At 69.6% G+C, this 12,484-nt stretch carries 16 protein-coding genes; 12 read left to right on the forward strand and 4 right to left on the reverse strand.

Going from position 1 to position 12,484, the window contains the following annotated elements:
• The first annotated feature begins 130 nt into the window (after positions 1–130).
• From ABZX37_RS10550 to ABZX37_RS10570, 5 genes are all read left to right on the forward strand, one after another.
• Positions 131–610 (forward strand): hypothetical protein, encoded by a 480-nt coding sequence (locus ABZX37_RS10550; protein WP_354738084.1) that lies wholly within the window; start codon positions 131–133, stop codon positions 608–610.
• 230 nt (positions 611–840) lie between these two features.
• Positions 841–1,560, forward strand: coding sequence for a site-specific DNA-methyltransferase (locus tag ABZX37_RS10555; protein WP_354738086.1), 720 nt, complete (start codon positions 841–843; stop codon positions 1,558–1,560).
• A 106-nt stretch (positions 1,561–1,666) separates the two neighbouring features.
• Complete coding sequence (locus tag ABZX37_RS10560; RefSeq protein WP_354738088.1) at positions 1,667–1,867, forward strand: hypothetical protein; 201 nt, start codon at positions 1,667–1,669, stop codon at positions 1,865–1,867.
• Between the two features lie 63 nt (positions 1,868–1,930).
• Positions 1,931–3,160, forward strand: coding sequence for an NYN domain-containing protein (locus tag ABZX37_RS10565; protein WP_354738090.1), 1,230 nt, complete (start codon positions 1,931–1,933; stop codon positions 3,158–3,160).
• 330 nt (positions 3,161–3,490) lie between these two features.
• Positions 3,491–3,691, forward strand: coding sequence for a hypothetical protein (locus ABZX37_RS10570; protein WP_354738092.1), 201 nt, complete (start codon positions 3,491–3,493; stop codon positions 3,689–3,691).
• Between the two features lie 126 nt (positions 3,692–3,817).
• Here ABZX37_RS10570 and ABZX37_RS10575 read toward each other — a convergent pair whose 3' ends face one another.
• From ABZX37_RS10575 to ABZX37_RS10590, 4 genes are all read right to left on the reverse strand, one after another.
• Entirely contained in the window at positions 3,818–5,149 is a 1,332-nt protein-coding gene (locus tag ABZX37_RS10575) for a hypothetical protein (protein ID WP_354738094.1), read from the reverse strand.
• A 302-nt stretch (positions 5,150–5,451) separates the two neighbouring features.
• The gene (locus ABZX37_RS10580) at positions 5,452–5,751 is read right to left on the reverse strand and encodes a hypothetical protein (RefSeq protein ID WP_354738096.1); all 300 of its coding nucleotides are present in this window, start codon (positions 5,749–5,751) and stop codon (positions 5,452–5,454) included.
• Positions 5,752–5,809: 58 nt separating this feature from the next.
• Positions 5,810–6,808 (reverse strand): hypothetical protein, encoded by a 999-nt coding sequence (locus ABZX37_RS10585; protein WP_354738098.1) that lies wholly within the window; start codon positions 6,806–6,808, stop codon positions 5,810–5,812.
• Between the two features lie 207 nt (positions 6,809–7,015).
• Entirely contained in the window at positions 7,016–7,519 is a 504-nt protein-coding gene (locus ABZX37_RS10590) for a hypothetical protein (RefSeq protein WP_354738100.1), read from the reverse strand.
• Positions 7,520–8,012: 493 nt separating this feature from the next.
• Here ABZX37_RS10590 and ABZX37_RS10595 point away from each other — a divergent pair, with 493 nt between their 5' ends.
• From ABZX37_RS10595 to ABZX37_RS10625, 7 genes are all read left to right on the forward strand, one after another.
• Positions 8,013–8,237: a hypothetical protein gene (locus tag ABZX37_RS10595; RefSeq protein WP_354738102.1), complete on the forward strand. Its 225-nt coding sequence runs from the start codon at positions 8,013–8,015 to the stop codon at positions 8,235–8,237.
• A 119-nt stretch (positions 8,238–8,356) separates the two neighbouring features.
• Positions 8,357–8,518 carry a hypothetical protein gene (locus ABZX37_RS10600; RefSeq protein ID WP_354738104.1) on the forward strand — a complete coding sequence of 54 codons (162 nt, stop codon included), beginning with the start codon at positions 8,357–8,359 and terminating at the stop codon, positions 8,516–8,518.
• Between the two features lie 575 nt (positions 8,519–9,093).
• A complete protein-coding gene (locus ABZX37_RS10605) occupies positions 9,094–9,297 on the forward strand; it encodes a hypothetical protein (protein WP_354738106.1) in 204 nt (67 codons plus the stop codon).
• Positions 9,298–9,335: 38 nt separating this feature from the next.
• Positions 9,336–9,737, forward strand: coding sequence for a hypothetical protein (locus ABZX37_RS10610; protein WP_354738108.1), 402 nt, complete (start codon positions 9,336–9,338; stop codon positions 9,735–9,737).
• Positions 9,738–9,938: 201 nt separating this feature from the next.
• Positions 9,939–10,406, forward strand: a complete 468-nt coding sequence (locus tag ABZX37_RS10615; protein ID WP_354738110.1) for a DUF6355 family natural product biosynthesis protein — start codon at positions 9,939–9,941, stop codon at positions 10,404–10,406.
• Positions 10,407–10,604: 198 nt separating this feature from the next.
• Positions 10,605–11,720: a hypothetical protein gene (locus ABZX37_RS10620; protein WP_354738112.1), complete on the forward strand. Its 1,116-nt coding sequence runs from the start codon at positions 10,605–10,607 to the stop codon at positions 11,718–11,720.
• A gap of 63 nt (positions 11,721–11,783) precedes the next feature.
• On the forward strand, positions 11,784–12,257 hold the full coding sequence (locus tag ABZX37_RS10625) for a hypothetical protein (RefSeq protein ID WP_354738114.1): 474 nt from the start codon (positions 11,784–11,786) through the stop codon (positions 12,255–12,257).
• Positions 12,258–12,484 lie beyond the last annotated feature (227 nt).

A 12,484-nucleotide genomic window follows, 5' to 3' on the forward strand; every position in this document is an offset into this window, starting at 1 on the left:
CCCGAAAGCCCTCGGCCTGCCGCGGTGACCGCGCCCGCGGCAGGCCGACCACCACCCGCCGCACCACCACCCGGTCCGGACGTGCACGCACGCATGCCGTCGGGCCCCCAACCATGCAAAGGAAATCACCATGATCGCCAAAACCGCAGCCAAAACAGCCCTGCTCGGCGCGCTCGCCTTCGCCAGCATCTCCGGCGCCGCTCCGGCATCGGCATCCGCCGCCCGCCTCGCCGCCGCGACCGGCGAGCCGGCCGTCACCATCACCCTCGGGCTGCCCGACAGCAGCACGCCCCAGGCCCCGGACCCGTCGCAGGCCGACCCGAACCCCGCCTCCGCGCCGGCACACGCTCCCCGAGCCGATGCCGCCGCCCGGAGCGCGGCCGTCGTCTGGCACTCGGCCATCTCCGAGGCCTCCGGGCTGCGGATCCGCAAGTCCCACCCGAACGGCCGAGTCCTGGCCACCGTCCCGCGATACGGCGCCATGTGGGTGTCGTGCAAGCAGAACGGCTGGTACCGCGTGGCCTACCACAGCGGCCGCGGCTGGATCTACGGCTGGTCCTCGTCCAGCCTGATCGAGATCGACCCCGACGCCTCCATCCCGCAGTGCTGACGCGCCGTGCACCGATCCCGCCCGATCCGAGAAAGCTGAACGCCCTCCGTCCGCGCCCGCCGAAATCCGGGCCCTGACGCACAACTCGCCGCCTTCGCCGCAACGCCAGGGCGGCGACCCGACGCGGAACCACCGCGTCAGCAACCACAACTGAATATCGTCACCAACGCCGACGGTCCTGCCTCGCCCACGCGGCAGGGCAGAACCGCTAGGCGTGGAAATGAGCACCGATGCACCAGCTCCTCCAGGGCGACGCCCTGTCCGTCCTCGCCGACGTCGCCGCGGAAACCGTCGACGCCGTGATCACCGACCCGCCCTACAACTCCGGCGGACGCACCAGCGGCGAACGCACGACAGCGTCCGCTCGCGGAAAATACGTCAGCAGCGACGCACAGCACCAGCTCGCCGACTTCGCCGGCGACAACAAAGACCAGCGCTCCTACACCCACTGGCTCGCCCTGATCCTCGGCGAATGCCTGCGCACCGCACGCGAAGGTGCGGCCGCGCTGGTGTACTGCGACTGGCGGCAGCTGCCCGCCACCTCCGACGCACTGCAAGCCGCAGGCTGGACATGGCGCGGCGTCGTGGTCCACCACAAGCCGATCGCCCGGCCGCGTCGCGGAGGATTTTCCCAGAACACCGAATACCTGCTCTGGGGAAGCAACGGACCCGTGCTGCCCGACCGCAACCCGGTCTCCTTGCCCGGCCTGGTCTCCGGATCACAGCCACGCGGCCAGAACCGGCTCCACATCACGCAGAAACCCCTCGACGTGATGCGCCAGCTCGTGCAGATCTGCCCGCCCGGCGGCACCGTCCTCGACCCGTTCGCCGGCGCAGGCACCACCGGCGTCGCCGCGCTCGCCGAAGGCCGCGACTTCATCGGCATCGAACTGTCCCCGCACTACCACGCCATCGCGTCAGCCCGCCTGGCCGAAGCAGAAGGACCGTGAAATCCCGCGTGCCCGTCCTGCGGCACACCGCAAGCCACGAACCCTTCGCCCGGACACGGCCGGCGCCAAACCGCGCAACCCCGCGAGCCCCGGCAAGGAACGCACGATGATCCGCACCGTGATCGAAAACGTCCAGGTGCGCCTGACCTGTCTCGAGGACGGGACACTGCAGTCAGCGGCAATCGAGTACCGCGGCGCAGAGCTGGCCAACATCGATGATGTGGTCGACGACTCGGGCGTCGTGGCCGACTACATCGCCAGAAGCCTGCTGCGCATGCTTCCCGGCGACACGGTAGCACCGGCGTAATCCCGGTTCCCCCGGCGACACAGTAGCGTGTGGACACAACCTCGACAGGGAGAGGACGAGGCAATGAGGCCACGGTGCGCCGTCTATGTCGACGCCGGGTACGCACTGGCCGCCGCGGCCGCCAGGGTCAGCGGCACGTCCCTGCGCGACACCGTCGAGGTCGACTACGAGCGGATGATCGAGGCGTTCGTTGAGCACGCCGAGCACGAATCCGGTCTCGAACTGCTGCGCGTGCACTGGTACGACGCGGCACGAGACGGAGTGCCGGACGCGACGCAACAGCAGATCGGCCTGCTGCGACGGGTGAAGCTGCGGCTGGGCCGCATCGGATACGACGGCGAACAGAAAGGCGTGGACCTGAGGATCGGGCTCGACCTCGTTGCGGCCGCGGGGAAATCCGCGGTCGAGGTCGTGTACCTGGTGTCGGGCGACGGAGACCTGGCCGAGGCGGTCGAAGAAGCCCAGCCGCACGGCATGCGCGTCTTCCTCCTCGCGATACCCACCAAGACCGGCGAACCCCGCGGCATCAGCCGACACCTGCAAACCGCCGCCGACGGGCTGGACGTGATCGACGCCGAGGCCCTCGACAGCGCGGTCACGCCGCGGCTCGCAGTCGTCGCGAACGCTGTCACCCCGAAACCCGCTGCTGCCGGACCGCGACCGAAGCCGACGATGCTGGCGGACAAAAAAAGGAACCGCGGCCGCCGACCGCGGCGGTCATCGCGCATCCCGCCCGTGCCGAACCCTCCCCGGCCAGCGCGGAACTGGTGTACTCCAGCAGCACCGTCGGCGGTTCTGGGCCCGCCTCCGGCCACGAGTACGACGATCGCGTGGCCGAGGCCGTCGACGACGTCGTGGACAACGTGCTGCGCACATGGCTCGGGGGCGACCTCGGCAAGCAACGCGCGGAATGCGCGGCGATCAGGCCCTCCATACCCCACCACGTGGACAGGGCGCTCCTGCGCGACTTGTCCTTCGCCCTGGCCGTCAACGACCTCAACGATCCGATGCGCCACCTTCTCCGCGCCCGCTTCTGGAACGCCGTCGACCGTCGCTTCCTCGGCTAGCCGCACGGGGCTGCCACGGCACGCTTCCGGGCCGCCGACCCAACGACCGTGCCGCTGCTCGCTTGATCGGCGTCCGTGGTCCGGCAACGGAATCGCTGCCCGGGCGCCGCAAAGACCTGTCGGCATCGAACCGGCCACTCGTCAACGCACGGTTCGTGCGGCTGTCCCGGCGAAGACCGGACGCGCATTCGCGACGGGAATGGAGATGACAGCGGTTCCCTGGTAAATGCTCGACAGCGACAGCGACTACGGCCCTTGGGTGGGGAGACCAATCCGGACACGGGAAACAGTGCACGCGCCACCCATGCCTCCCGACGAGGAAGAACGGGCGGCGCCCCTCTTGCACAACGCCGCCGGAACAGACCACCCCGGCGTGCACGCCACCTCCTGCGTGACCGTCGTCGCCAGCAACGACCTTGTTGCGGTGGGCTTTCACTGCGAGTTCTGCTGAGCCGACGCGCGGGACCCGTCCGGAGAGCCGGACGTCCGCGCGGCGCGCGAACGTTGCCGCAGGCGCAGAATACGTCGCCTGCACGGAGAGAAAGAGAGAACTGACGTGGAACGCGAAGGAGTTCGGCGCGAAGGGTTCGAGAAGTTCACCGGCGCGCACATGAAAGTCGTCTACGTGCCGAAGCGCGCGGAGGAGGGGTTCCCTCCCTGGCGCAGCGCGGACGGCCAGTTCTTTATGGACAACGAGGTCGAGGAAGTCGAGCCCGGAAAGTTCGACAACGAGGGGTTCCCCGTTTCCGGGGCGTGACGCCGGCAGGAAACCGGGCGCGCGGTCCGGGCCGGCCGTGTCATGCCGTCGTGTGCGCGTCGGCGTCGCAGCGGCGTCGATGGGGACGAGGCCGGTGGCGGTCCGCGCCGCCGTCGCTCGTCGTCGTCAACACGGGGAGCCCAGATGGACCGATCCGGTGCCTGCCTCGCCCGAGCGGCACGAGTACGGTGAGCAGCCCGCAGGCGACCCCTCCTCCAGCGAACGGAGAAGGTCGCCCTGCGCTGAGGCCATCTCGTCTGCGGTCGGCTTGTCGATCGGAGCCACGTCCAGCGGAAGCCTCGACGCGTGCAGATACCGCTTCCCTTTCAACCCGGGCATGGTGCGGAATGCCCGGTCGAACGCGACAGCCCGCTGCCATTCCCGCGGACTGCGGTCCCGCAGGTGCCGCCAGTACCGGTTGCCGTGGAGCGGGCACTGGATGCATGCCGACCTCACCGGCTGGCGTCCGTTCCGGCGGATCAGGTCTTCGCAGTCCTTGCGAGTCATCCCCAAGTCCGCCAACGGGTAGATCGGGGTGGTGGTGCGGGCGAAACCGGCCGTGGTCGCGCGGTCGAGGATCTCGTCGGCAGAGAACCCGATGATGTGGCGGACCGTCGAGCCCTTCGGAGCGGACCCGACACGGTGGCGCGTTCCGGTTCCCCGGCACACGCTGCACGGTCCGACGCCCGCTGCTGCGTCCCACGGCGCGACGCGCTCGCCTGTGCCGTCGCAGAACCGGCAGTGTTCGCCCCATTGTCGGGCGCCGAGCAGGATCCGGATCTGCCGTTCGATCGGCTCGATTTTGTACCTGCCGGTGCATTCCCGTTTGATCCGGCCCCGGTCGATCTTCGTGTAGGTGTGCGAGCGGGTGACGATCCGGCCTTCGGCCCGGCAGGCAAGGTGCGGTGCCGGGACCGCGGCGAGACCGGTCTCCCGCAGCATCAGTCGAGCGATCTCGTCGCCCGGTGCCGCCGGGTCGTCGTCGCGGTCGCCCGTGCACAGGTCGCAGTCTCCGCCTCCGACATGGGTGTCGGCGTGCCGCGCGATCTCCCCGGCGGTGACACCGGGGGCGAACTGGCGCAGCGCTTTCACCCCTCGTTCGCCGCCGACGCCGAACACCTTGCCCCATTCGCAGGCGCAGCGGTCCCACCACAACGGGACTGCCATCGTCGTCTCGATCGCGGTGAACGCCGGCAGCGTCGCGTACACCTGCCGGTCCAGCACGTCGCGCATCAAACTCACGTGTTCGTCCCGGCCCACCACATGGAACGGGACGCCGATTTCCCGGAATCCGTCGGCCAGGAACCGGACGGTTTCGTACACCTCGGCGGGTTCGTCGCCGGTGTCCGCGAAGATCGCCGCATCGGGCTTGGGGACCGCCCCGTCGCGCATCAGGAAGTACAGGGCGGTCGACTGCGTGCCCGCGCCGCATCCGAAGGTGACCAGATGCTTCGCCATCAGATGTCCTCATTCTGGGCGTATGCCCGGTGTTTCGAGCTGCGCGGTACCTGCCTGGCGGTCAGGGCGCGCGATAGCGGTGGTTCCGGAACGCGGGATTGCGGGTTGGCCAGCGGACAGATGCACCGCGCTGCGGCGACCTCGCCGAGCAACGCTGTCGGGATCGAGCCGGTGGCCCGCGGCAAACCCAGGCAGGCGCGAACCGCGGAGCCGGGGTCTGCCGCCCTCCGCAGTCGGGCAGAGGAAGTCGTCGGCGGCGTGCCCGGCGGACGCTCGGGCGGCAGGCGGCGGGACGGCCCGAACTAGGGGATGCGTCCGATCACCGCGACTGTGCGGGCTGCAATGTCCACAGTGGATCCGTCCATGACGAGGCCGCAGTTGTTGCACCGGTACAGCAGTTCGGGCCACCGGCTCGGCGTAGGGTCCACTTCCGTGCCGTTCCGGTCGCACGGAACGAAGCCGGACCAGTGCGGCTTGTTGCCGCACCGGCAGATCCAGAAGTCTTCCTCGACTGCCTCGATCGTGTCGACGTCGGCGGGAAGCAGTGTCGGTGCGGACGCGGCCGAGCGTCGGGTCGTGCCAGATTCGGTGTCGTCGTGCATCGGGAATCCTGTTCTCTCCCGCCGTCAGGCGGAGTCCTTTCTGCCGGGGGGCGTCCGGTCACAGGCACCTGCTGTAGGCGACGACTTGGCTTCCCTCGCCGGAGACCTGTTGCATGGTGAAGATCCCGAACCGATTCGGCCCGGCACTGGGCGGCGAGACGTTCACGGCGCAGGCGTCCACGACCTTGCGTCCGCCGCCGAGGTCGGTGGTCGCTTTGCCGGGCAGCACCATCGCGCCGGTGGCGTTCTCGTACGCGATGCCCGCGTGCGGCCCGACGGGCAGCTGCCGGGAAAACCGGTCGAGCGCTGCTTCGCACGACTCGGTGCCGAAGGCCGCGGCGAAGTCGCGGCCAGCCTGCGGGAGGAACGCAAAGCACGCGTTCTCTGGGCGGCGTCCGGCGATCGCGGCGACCAGGTAGTGAACGAGATCCGCTCCGGTGCGCGGGAGAATCCTGGAGAACGCTTCGTGGTGTGCGGCGTCCAATTCGGCCTGGCGCTGCGCTGCCGCCGCCTCCGCGTCCGCTCGCCAGCCGAGGCTCCCGGCCACGATCAGCCCGGCGCCGAGGGCAAGCGCGATCGCGGCGTGCCAGCGCCGCACCACGACCCCGAGGCCGGGAATCGGCAGTGTCGCAGACCGGTTCAGCGGGGCGGCCGCATCCGTCTGGGCCTGATCCGCAGCCGCGACGAAGCGTTCGGTCCGCACAGCGGGCGACAGCTCCAGTCCGGGACCGGCCGACGGCGTCGAACGCTTCCGCCACCACGTCCACGCCCACCAGAGACCTGTCGCCAGTGCGGCTGCGCCTGCCGCGAATGCCCACCCCCACAACGGAACCGTGGCCAGCCACCACACGTCCGCCGCGGCCAGGCCGAGGGCCAGTGCCCCTGGCCGCCGCAGCCCGATCATCGCGGCCAGCATCAGCACCCCCAACGCCAGCAGCCACGGCCACACGGTGCCCACCAACTGCCACAGCGCAACCGCCGCGATGCTTGCCACCGCCAGGGCCGCCCACTCGCCGTGGGGACGGCGGGACTCGCCTCGCCCGCGTCGGTTCTCCATGTTCGCTACTCCTCGTACGGGCGGTGCCCGGCGCGAAACCCAGGCCTCGTCGGCGGAGATCGGCCCGGGCGGACCGCGGTGCGTCGCGGAGACGAGAAACCCGTGCGGCGGACAGCGTTTCGGGTTCGCAGCCCGCCGCACGGGATGTCTCCACGTGGGCCGTGAACGGTCACGCGGCAGGTCCGCGCGGCACCGATGTGCGGGCGGTCAGCACCAGGGCAGGACGTCCGCGCCGCGCCAAGCGGACCAGGGGCGGACCCAGACCTTGAACAGGTCGTCGCGCATGTACCCGGTCACGTACCGGTGACTGCGATCGGAAATGAAGAATCCCACCCGGCCCCAGAGGTGTCCGTCGGACGCGCGCACCTTGCAGGAGACGTCGCCGCCCTGGTTGTAGTGCGTGACGCCGCGGATCGCGCCGTTGGGGGCCGACGCGCGCACGCGCGCGCCGGAAGCCGTGGTTTGGGCGTGGTACTCGCTGGACAGCGCCCGTGCGGTGGGACGGCCCAAGGAGGTGCCCATGCGGTGCGGGCCAGACCGGATCGTCGCGCGCGCGGTGACCCCGGGAACGGAGACATCGGCCGAGGCCGAGTGCCCCGGGCCGGGCGCGGGGACGGAGATGGCGGCGTCGGCGACGTCGATGCCCCCGAGGAAGCTTGCCGTGGCCGCGGCGGCCAGGACGGCGCTTCGGACGCGCATGGTCACAGACATGGGAACTCCTTGCTGTTAGGGGACTTTCAGGAAGGGAGCCGCCGCGTTCCCAGCTGCCGACTCTCGGCCGCCTCGCCCGACGTGCACTCGTGGCCGGGGCATGTCCGGGATCCGAGACGGGCTCAGCAGGAACCCGCTCGTTCGAACCGGGCACTCCGAGGAGGAACATCAGTCGAGCGCGCGGTGCCGGTGCGGCCATGAAAGACGTCCCGTGGGTGCTCCCCGGCCCGACGGCATGAACTATTGCCGAGTGTGAACGGTGATAGAAGCATTGCTCGTTTCCAAGGAAGCGTCGCCGTGTTTCCTGTCCGCTGTGCCGAGCCGGAACCCGCGCATTCCCGAAATTCGGCGCAGGCGCACCGAGCTGGAAACACTCTGGCATGCACTGGAAACAGCGTTAGCTTCCGTCGCGTGGGGCAGTTGGGGGATAGTCGGCGCCGGAATATCCAGGAATGCAGGTATCGCTCAGTCGAAAGCGCAAGGACCGCAAGAGATGCCGGACAAGGCACACGAAGTGGTCGTCACGATCTACTCGGACGGGGAGACGGACGTCTCCGCGCCGCCGGATGTCGACGTGACGATCCGGTATGAAGATGCGCTGGGAGACGCTCTGTGCGGGTGTGCGCACACCATCCGGCGCGACGAGAACGGCGACTGGTTCCACATCGACGCCCCGTCCATCTGGGGCGGAGACCACGACCCCGAACCGCGCGACTGAGACGCCGTGTCCTGCGCCAGGCACAGGTATGTGCCGCTCCTCGCGGGGAGTTCCGGGGGAGACGTCCGCATCCGGACGGTGCGGCACACGGCGACGGCACGAGACGAAAGCGGACCACTGTGGACAGAGGCTATTTGGCGATCACCGTCACCTACGCCGACGAGCATGTCGCGAAGGGTTCATGCGCGGGGCTCTCGGTGCTGAGCGCGGCATTGGAGAAGTTCCTGGGCAGCGAACACGGCGACATCGAGAGCATTACCATTGTCAGCGTCGACGAGTGAGTGCCTGTTCATGTCCTGCGACCCGGGTATTGATGGCGTCCGTCACGGCGTGGCGTGCGACGACAACTGCAGCGACTACCGCGCTGTGTGCTCGGACTGCGAGCGGACCCACGGCTCGATCGGCGTCTGCGCCGCCTGCCGGCACCTGGTGAGCCGCCATTGCGACAAAAGCCTGGCCCACCAGTGCCCGTGGACGGCGGTTCAACGCGAACGCGGACCGCACCGCGCGGTCCTGGCCTCGCAGCCGTGACGTCCGCTCTGAACAGGCGAACAAGCCTCCGCGGTGCCGCCAGCCGAAGGCGCCGCCGTTGACGCGTGTCGAGCACGACTGTCCCCGGACGTGTGTCCACACGGGACGGCTCGCCCGGCGCTGCGACGCACGAGCGACGGTTGGAACCGATTGGCGGGGCGGGTCTTCCGGCTGCTGACGGATCCTTGCGACGGGACCGCATTGCGCGCGTGCGGCGCCGAGCGCGAGTCCAGGCGTCACCGCGGCATCGCCGTGCACATCGAAAACCTGCGGACGACACACCGGCCCGGGGCACGATTGCCGACTACGCAAGGAGAAGCCCGTCATGGACGAGCCGTATCCCGTCGAGGACGAGGACTTCCACGCGACCTGCCGGACGTGCGACGCGGAACACGACGCGATCGGGGCATGCGCCACGTGCGGATACCCGGTGTTCCGGGACTGCGGGGGCGACGTGCTGCACGTCGACGTCGGAGCAGTGTACGAGCGCCGGCACGGCCGCCATCTCCCGACACTGGCCGTCACGTGACCTGGGCGAGTCGGATTTGCGTCGACGCAAGGAGAATTATGGACCTGGAGAACGATTTCGCCCGCCTCTTCACCAATCGCGGGCCGCCGGTGCGACGGATATATTTCACCGGGCGCTGGCTGCTGGTGCCTGATGTCGAAGAGGACAGCGGGCTGCACATTAACGACCCGAGTCCTTATTTCGCTCGCCACACCGCCGAATCGCCCGCGCCGCCGGACGCCTGGCGGGCGTGGATCGCGCAGACCGAGCGGCGAAAGATCCTGGTGCACATCCACCACTGGGCTTTCGACGACGGTACGTCCGAAGTGTTCGAGCTCTTCGACACGTTCGAGCAAGCGCGGGCTCGCTACGGCCGTGACGAGAGGATCTGCGGCTGGGACGCGGCAGCCGAGCGGCTGCGTGCGCTTATCGCCTACGACGAGTCGCATCTGGACATCTGAATCTGGGGTCGCGGACGAAGCTCGTCGGCCACGCCCCGCCGGCGTGGCCGGGAGCAGTGTAGTGCGGCCCGGTTCCCGCTTGTTCGCCGCATCACCCGGGCGACGAGCCGCCGCCTAAGTGCCTCGTGATCGAGCGGCGGCTGGCTCTTCTCCGGTCCGGTGCCGCCGGGATCCGGAATCTCGAGGAAAGGAAAGCACATCATGAACTTCGTGACGGCCGCATCGAAAGGTGTTCTGCTCGGCCTGCTCGCTGCAGGCGGAATCGCGTCCGCGGTCCCAACGACGGCGACGGCGGCCGGACCGGACGTCGTCGCGCATGCTGACTCCGGGGACGACGGCGTCGGCGGGCTCATCAACCTGAAAGCTCTGGGCCTCGACGTGCACGGCGACGTCGGGATCAACGCCCCGGCGCCGCGCCGGTGCGGGTACAGCGCGCAGGGGATGACCGCTCACTACCGAAACTGCTCGAGCAGGTTCGTCCTCGTGCGCGCCGACTGGGACAACGGACGCCATTACACGACCTGCGCCGGGCCGTGGGACGAACTGGGGCTGTACCCCGACGGGAAGCATCGGCAAGTGAGCGCCCGCGCCGTCCCCAAAGCACCGGTCGTGATCACGACGCCGTCAGGCCGACGGATCTGCGCCTCCAGCCAGCCCGATTTCCCGTGAGCGCCCAGAACTGATCGGCGAACCGATGGAAGGCGGAGCGGACCCCGCAGCGGCTGACGCAATCCCCGCCGAGGCGACCGGACCCGGGCCGTCGGCGGGGATTCTCGCGCTGAATGCGTGCAGGTACTCGCCGCCCGCGGCGGCCGCTGCGCGCTCTGACGGCGTGGTCGGCGCTGGGGCCTGCCGGGCAGCGGGATCGTGAAGTTCTACCTGGGCACGCACCGACCTGCTTGGATCGCCCGCACGATCGTTCCGCTGTTCGTGTCCGACAGGACGTTGCGCGGGTACAAGACGCTGCCGCGGGCGATCGGGACGTGGGCGCTGGACTCCGGCGGCTTCACTCAGCTTTCGCAGTACGGGACCTGGTCCTCCGGGCCCGCCCCGCGCGAGTACGCGGCCCGGGTACGGCGCTATCGCGACGAGATCGGCGGACTGCAGCTAGCAGCCCCGCAGGACTGGATGGCCGAGCCCTCGATCAGGGCCAAGACCGGGCTGACCGTGCGCGAGCACCAGGCCCGCACGGTCGGCAATTTCCTCGAGTTGCGCGAGATCGCTCCCGACCTGCCGTTCATCCCTGTGCTGCAGGGCTGGACGTCGGCCGACTATGTCGAATGCGTCGCGAAATACGTGAACGCGGGCGTCGACCTCGCCGCCGAGCCGACGGTCGGGATCGGTTCGGTGTGCAGGCGCCAAGGAACGGACGAAGTGGCAGGGATCGTCGCTGCGGTGCGCGAGGCAGTGCCCGGAATTGCGTTGCACGGCTTCGGGGTGAAGCTCTCCGGGCTGGGCAAGTACGGCTCGAGCCTTGCCAGCGCGGACAGCCTCTCCTGGTCGATGGCGGCGCGGCGGGAGCGGCCGCTGCCGGGATGCACGGGCCACAAGAGTTGCGCCAACTGTCCGCGATTCGCGTTCCGCTGGCGCGAGCGCGTGCTCGCCTCGATGGCCGGCCACGCCACCAGCACCATCAGACGAGGAACTATCCGCATGCCCGGAAACGCGAACACCTCGACGGCGCAAGCGCGGCTAACGCTCGCGGCGTTCCGCGGCGAGTGCGCCGACCTCGAACGCGCGGTCGTCATCCATGCGGCCCGGTCCGGGGGCATGAGCCTGCGGGGGATCGCGACGCTCGTCGGCCTGCCCCCTGCCCGGGTCGGCCGGATCGCCGCAGCCTACGACCCCGCGGTGTCGGTCATCGACCGGGTCCGCGAGCTTCGTCGTTGCTGGGGCGTGGACGACGATCCTGCCACCAGCGCCGCCGCCGACACGATCACCGCCGCCCTGGTTTCGTACGACCATCCGCAGCCCGCGTCGTGACCGGCCCTTCTCTCCTGCGGCCGGGTTGCCGCCGGAGCGCTCACAACACCCGCGAGGATCACCATGAGCAGCATGATCGGCAAACGAGTGGAATACCGTGGCGGCGTGGAAAACGCGCACGGTCTGCGTTTCGTCGTCGCCCTCGAACGGTGCAACAGCGTCGGCGACACGCTCCTCGTCCTGGAGACCTACGCCGGGCGGGTAGCGCTGCGCGACGTCCGGCTCTCCGACGTTGTGCCCGTCCCCGAGGGGCCTCGCCATCAGGTGCAGAACCCTCACGGCCGCGCCCAGGCCGTGCAGCATGCGTTCGCCCGCCGGAGCCCGGCCCAGCCGAGATACCAAGGGGCCGCTGCCACCGTCTCGGCCCTGCACAAGAAAGTCCAGGACCTGATAGACGCCAAACGGCCGGTCGAAGCCGAATACTGGCTGGTTCAAGCCGAACAGTTCGTCGGCATCATCACCGCGTCGCAGCTGGACGAACGCGTCCAGGCGCTGAACCTGAAGATCGCCGGCGACGACGAATCCTGGCTGCCCTGAGCCCCGCTGTCGAGGCGGTGCCCGTCGCCGGGCGAGGCGAAGCCGCAGAGCGACCTCGCGGAATAACCATGCAGCGCCACGGTTCCGTGGTTCTCCCCGGCGTCATCCCGGACGTAGCGTGCCGTCGAGACCGACCGTGACGCCTGGCCTGGCCCCGAAATCGGGCCGCTGCTCCGCGCAACCCGCCCTGGCAGCTCACCGGCTTTCCGCGCGCTCGCGGCGCGAGA

It is taken from the genome of Amycolatopsis sp. NPDC004079, assembly GCF_040610415.1.
GTDB lineage: Bacteria > Actinomycetota > Actinomycetes > Mycobacteriales > Pseudonocardiaceae > Amycolatopsis > Amycolatopsis halotolerans.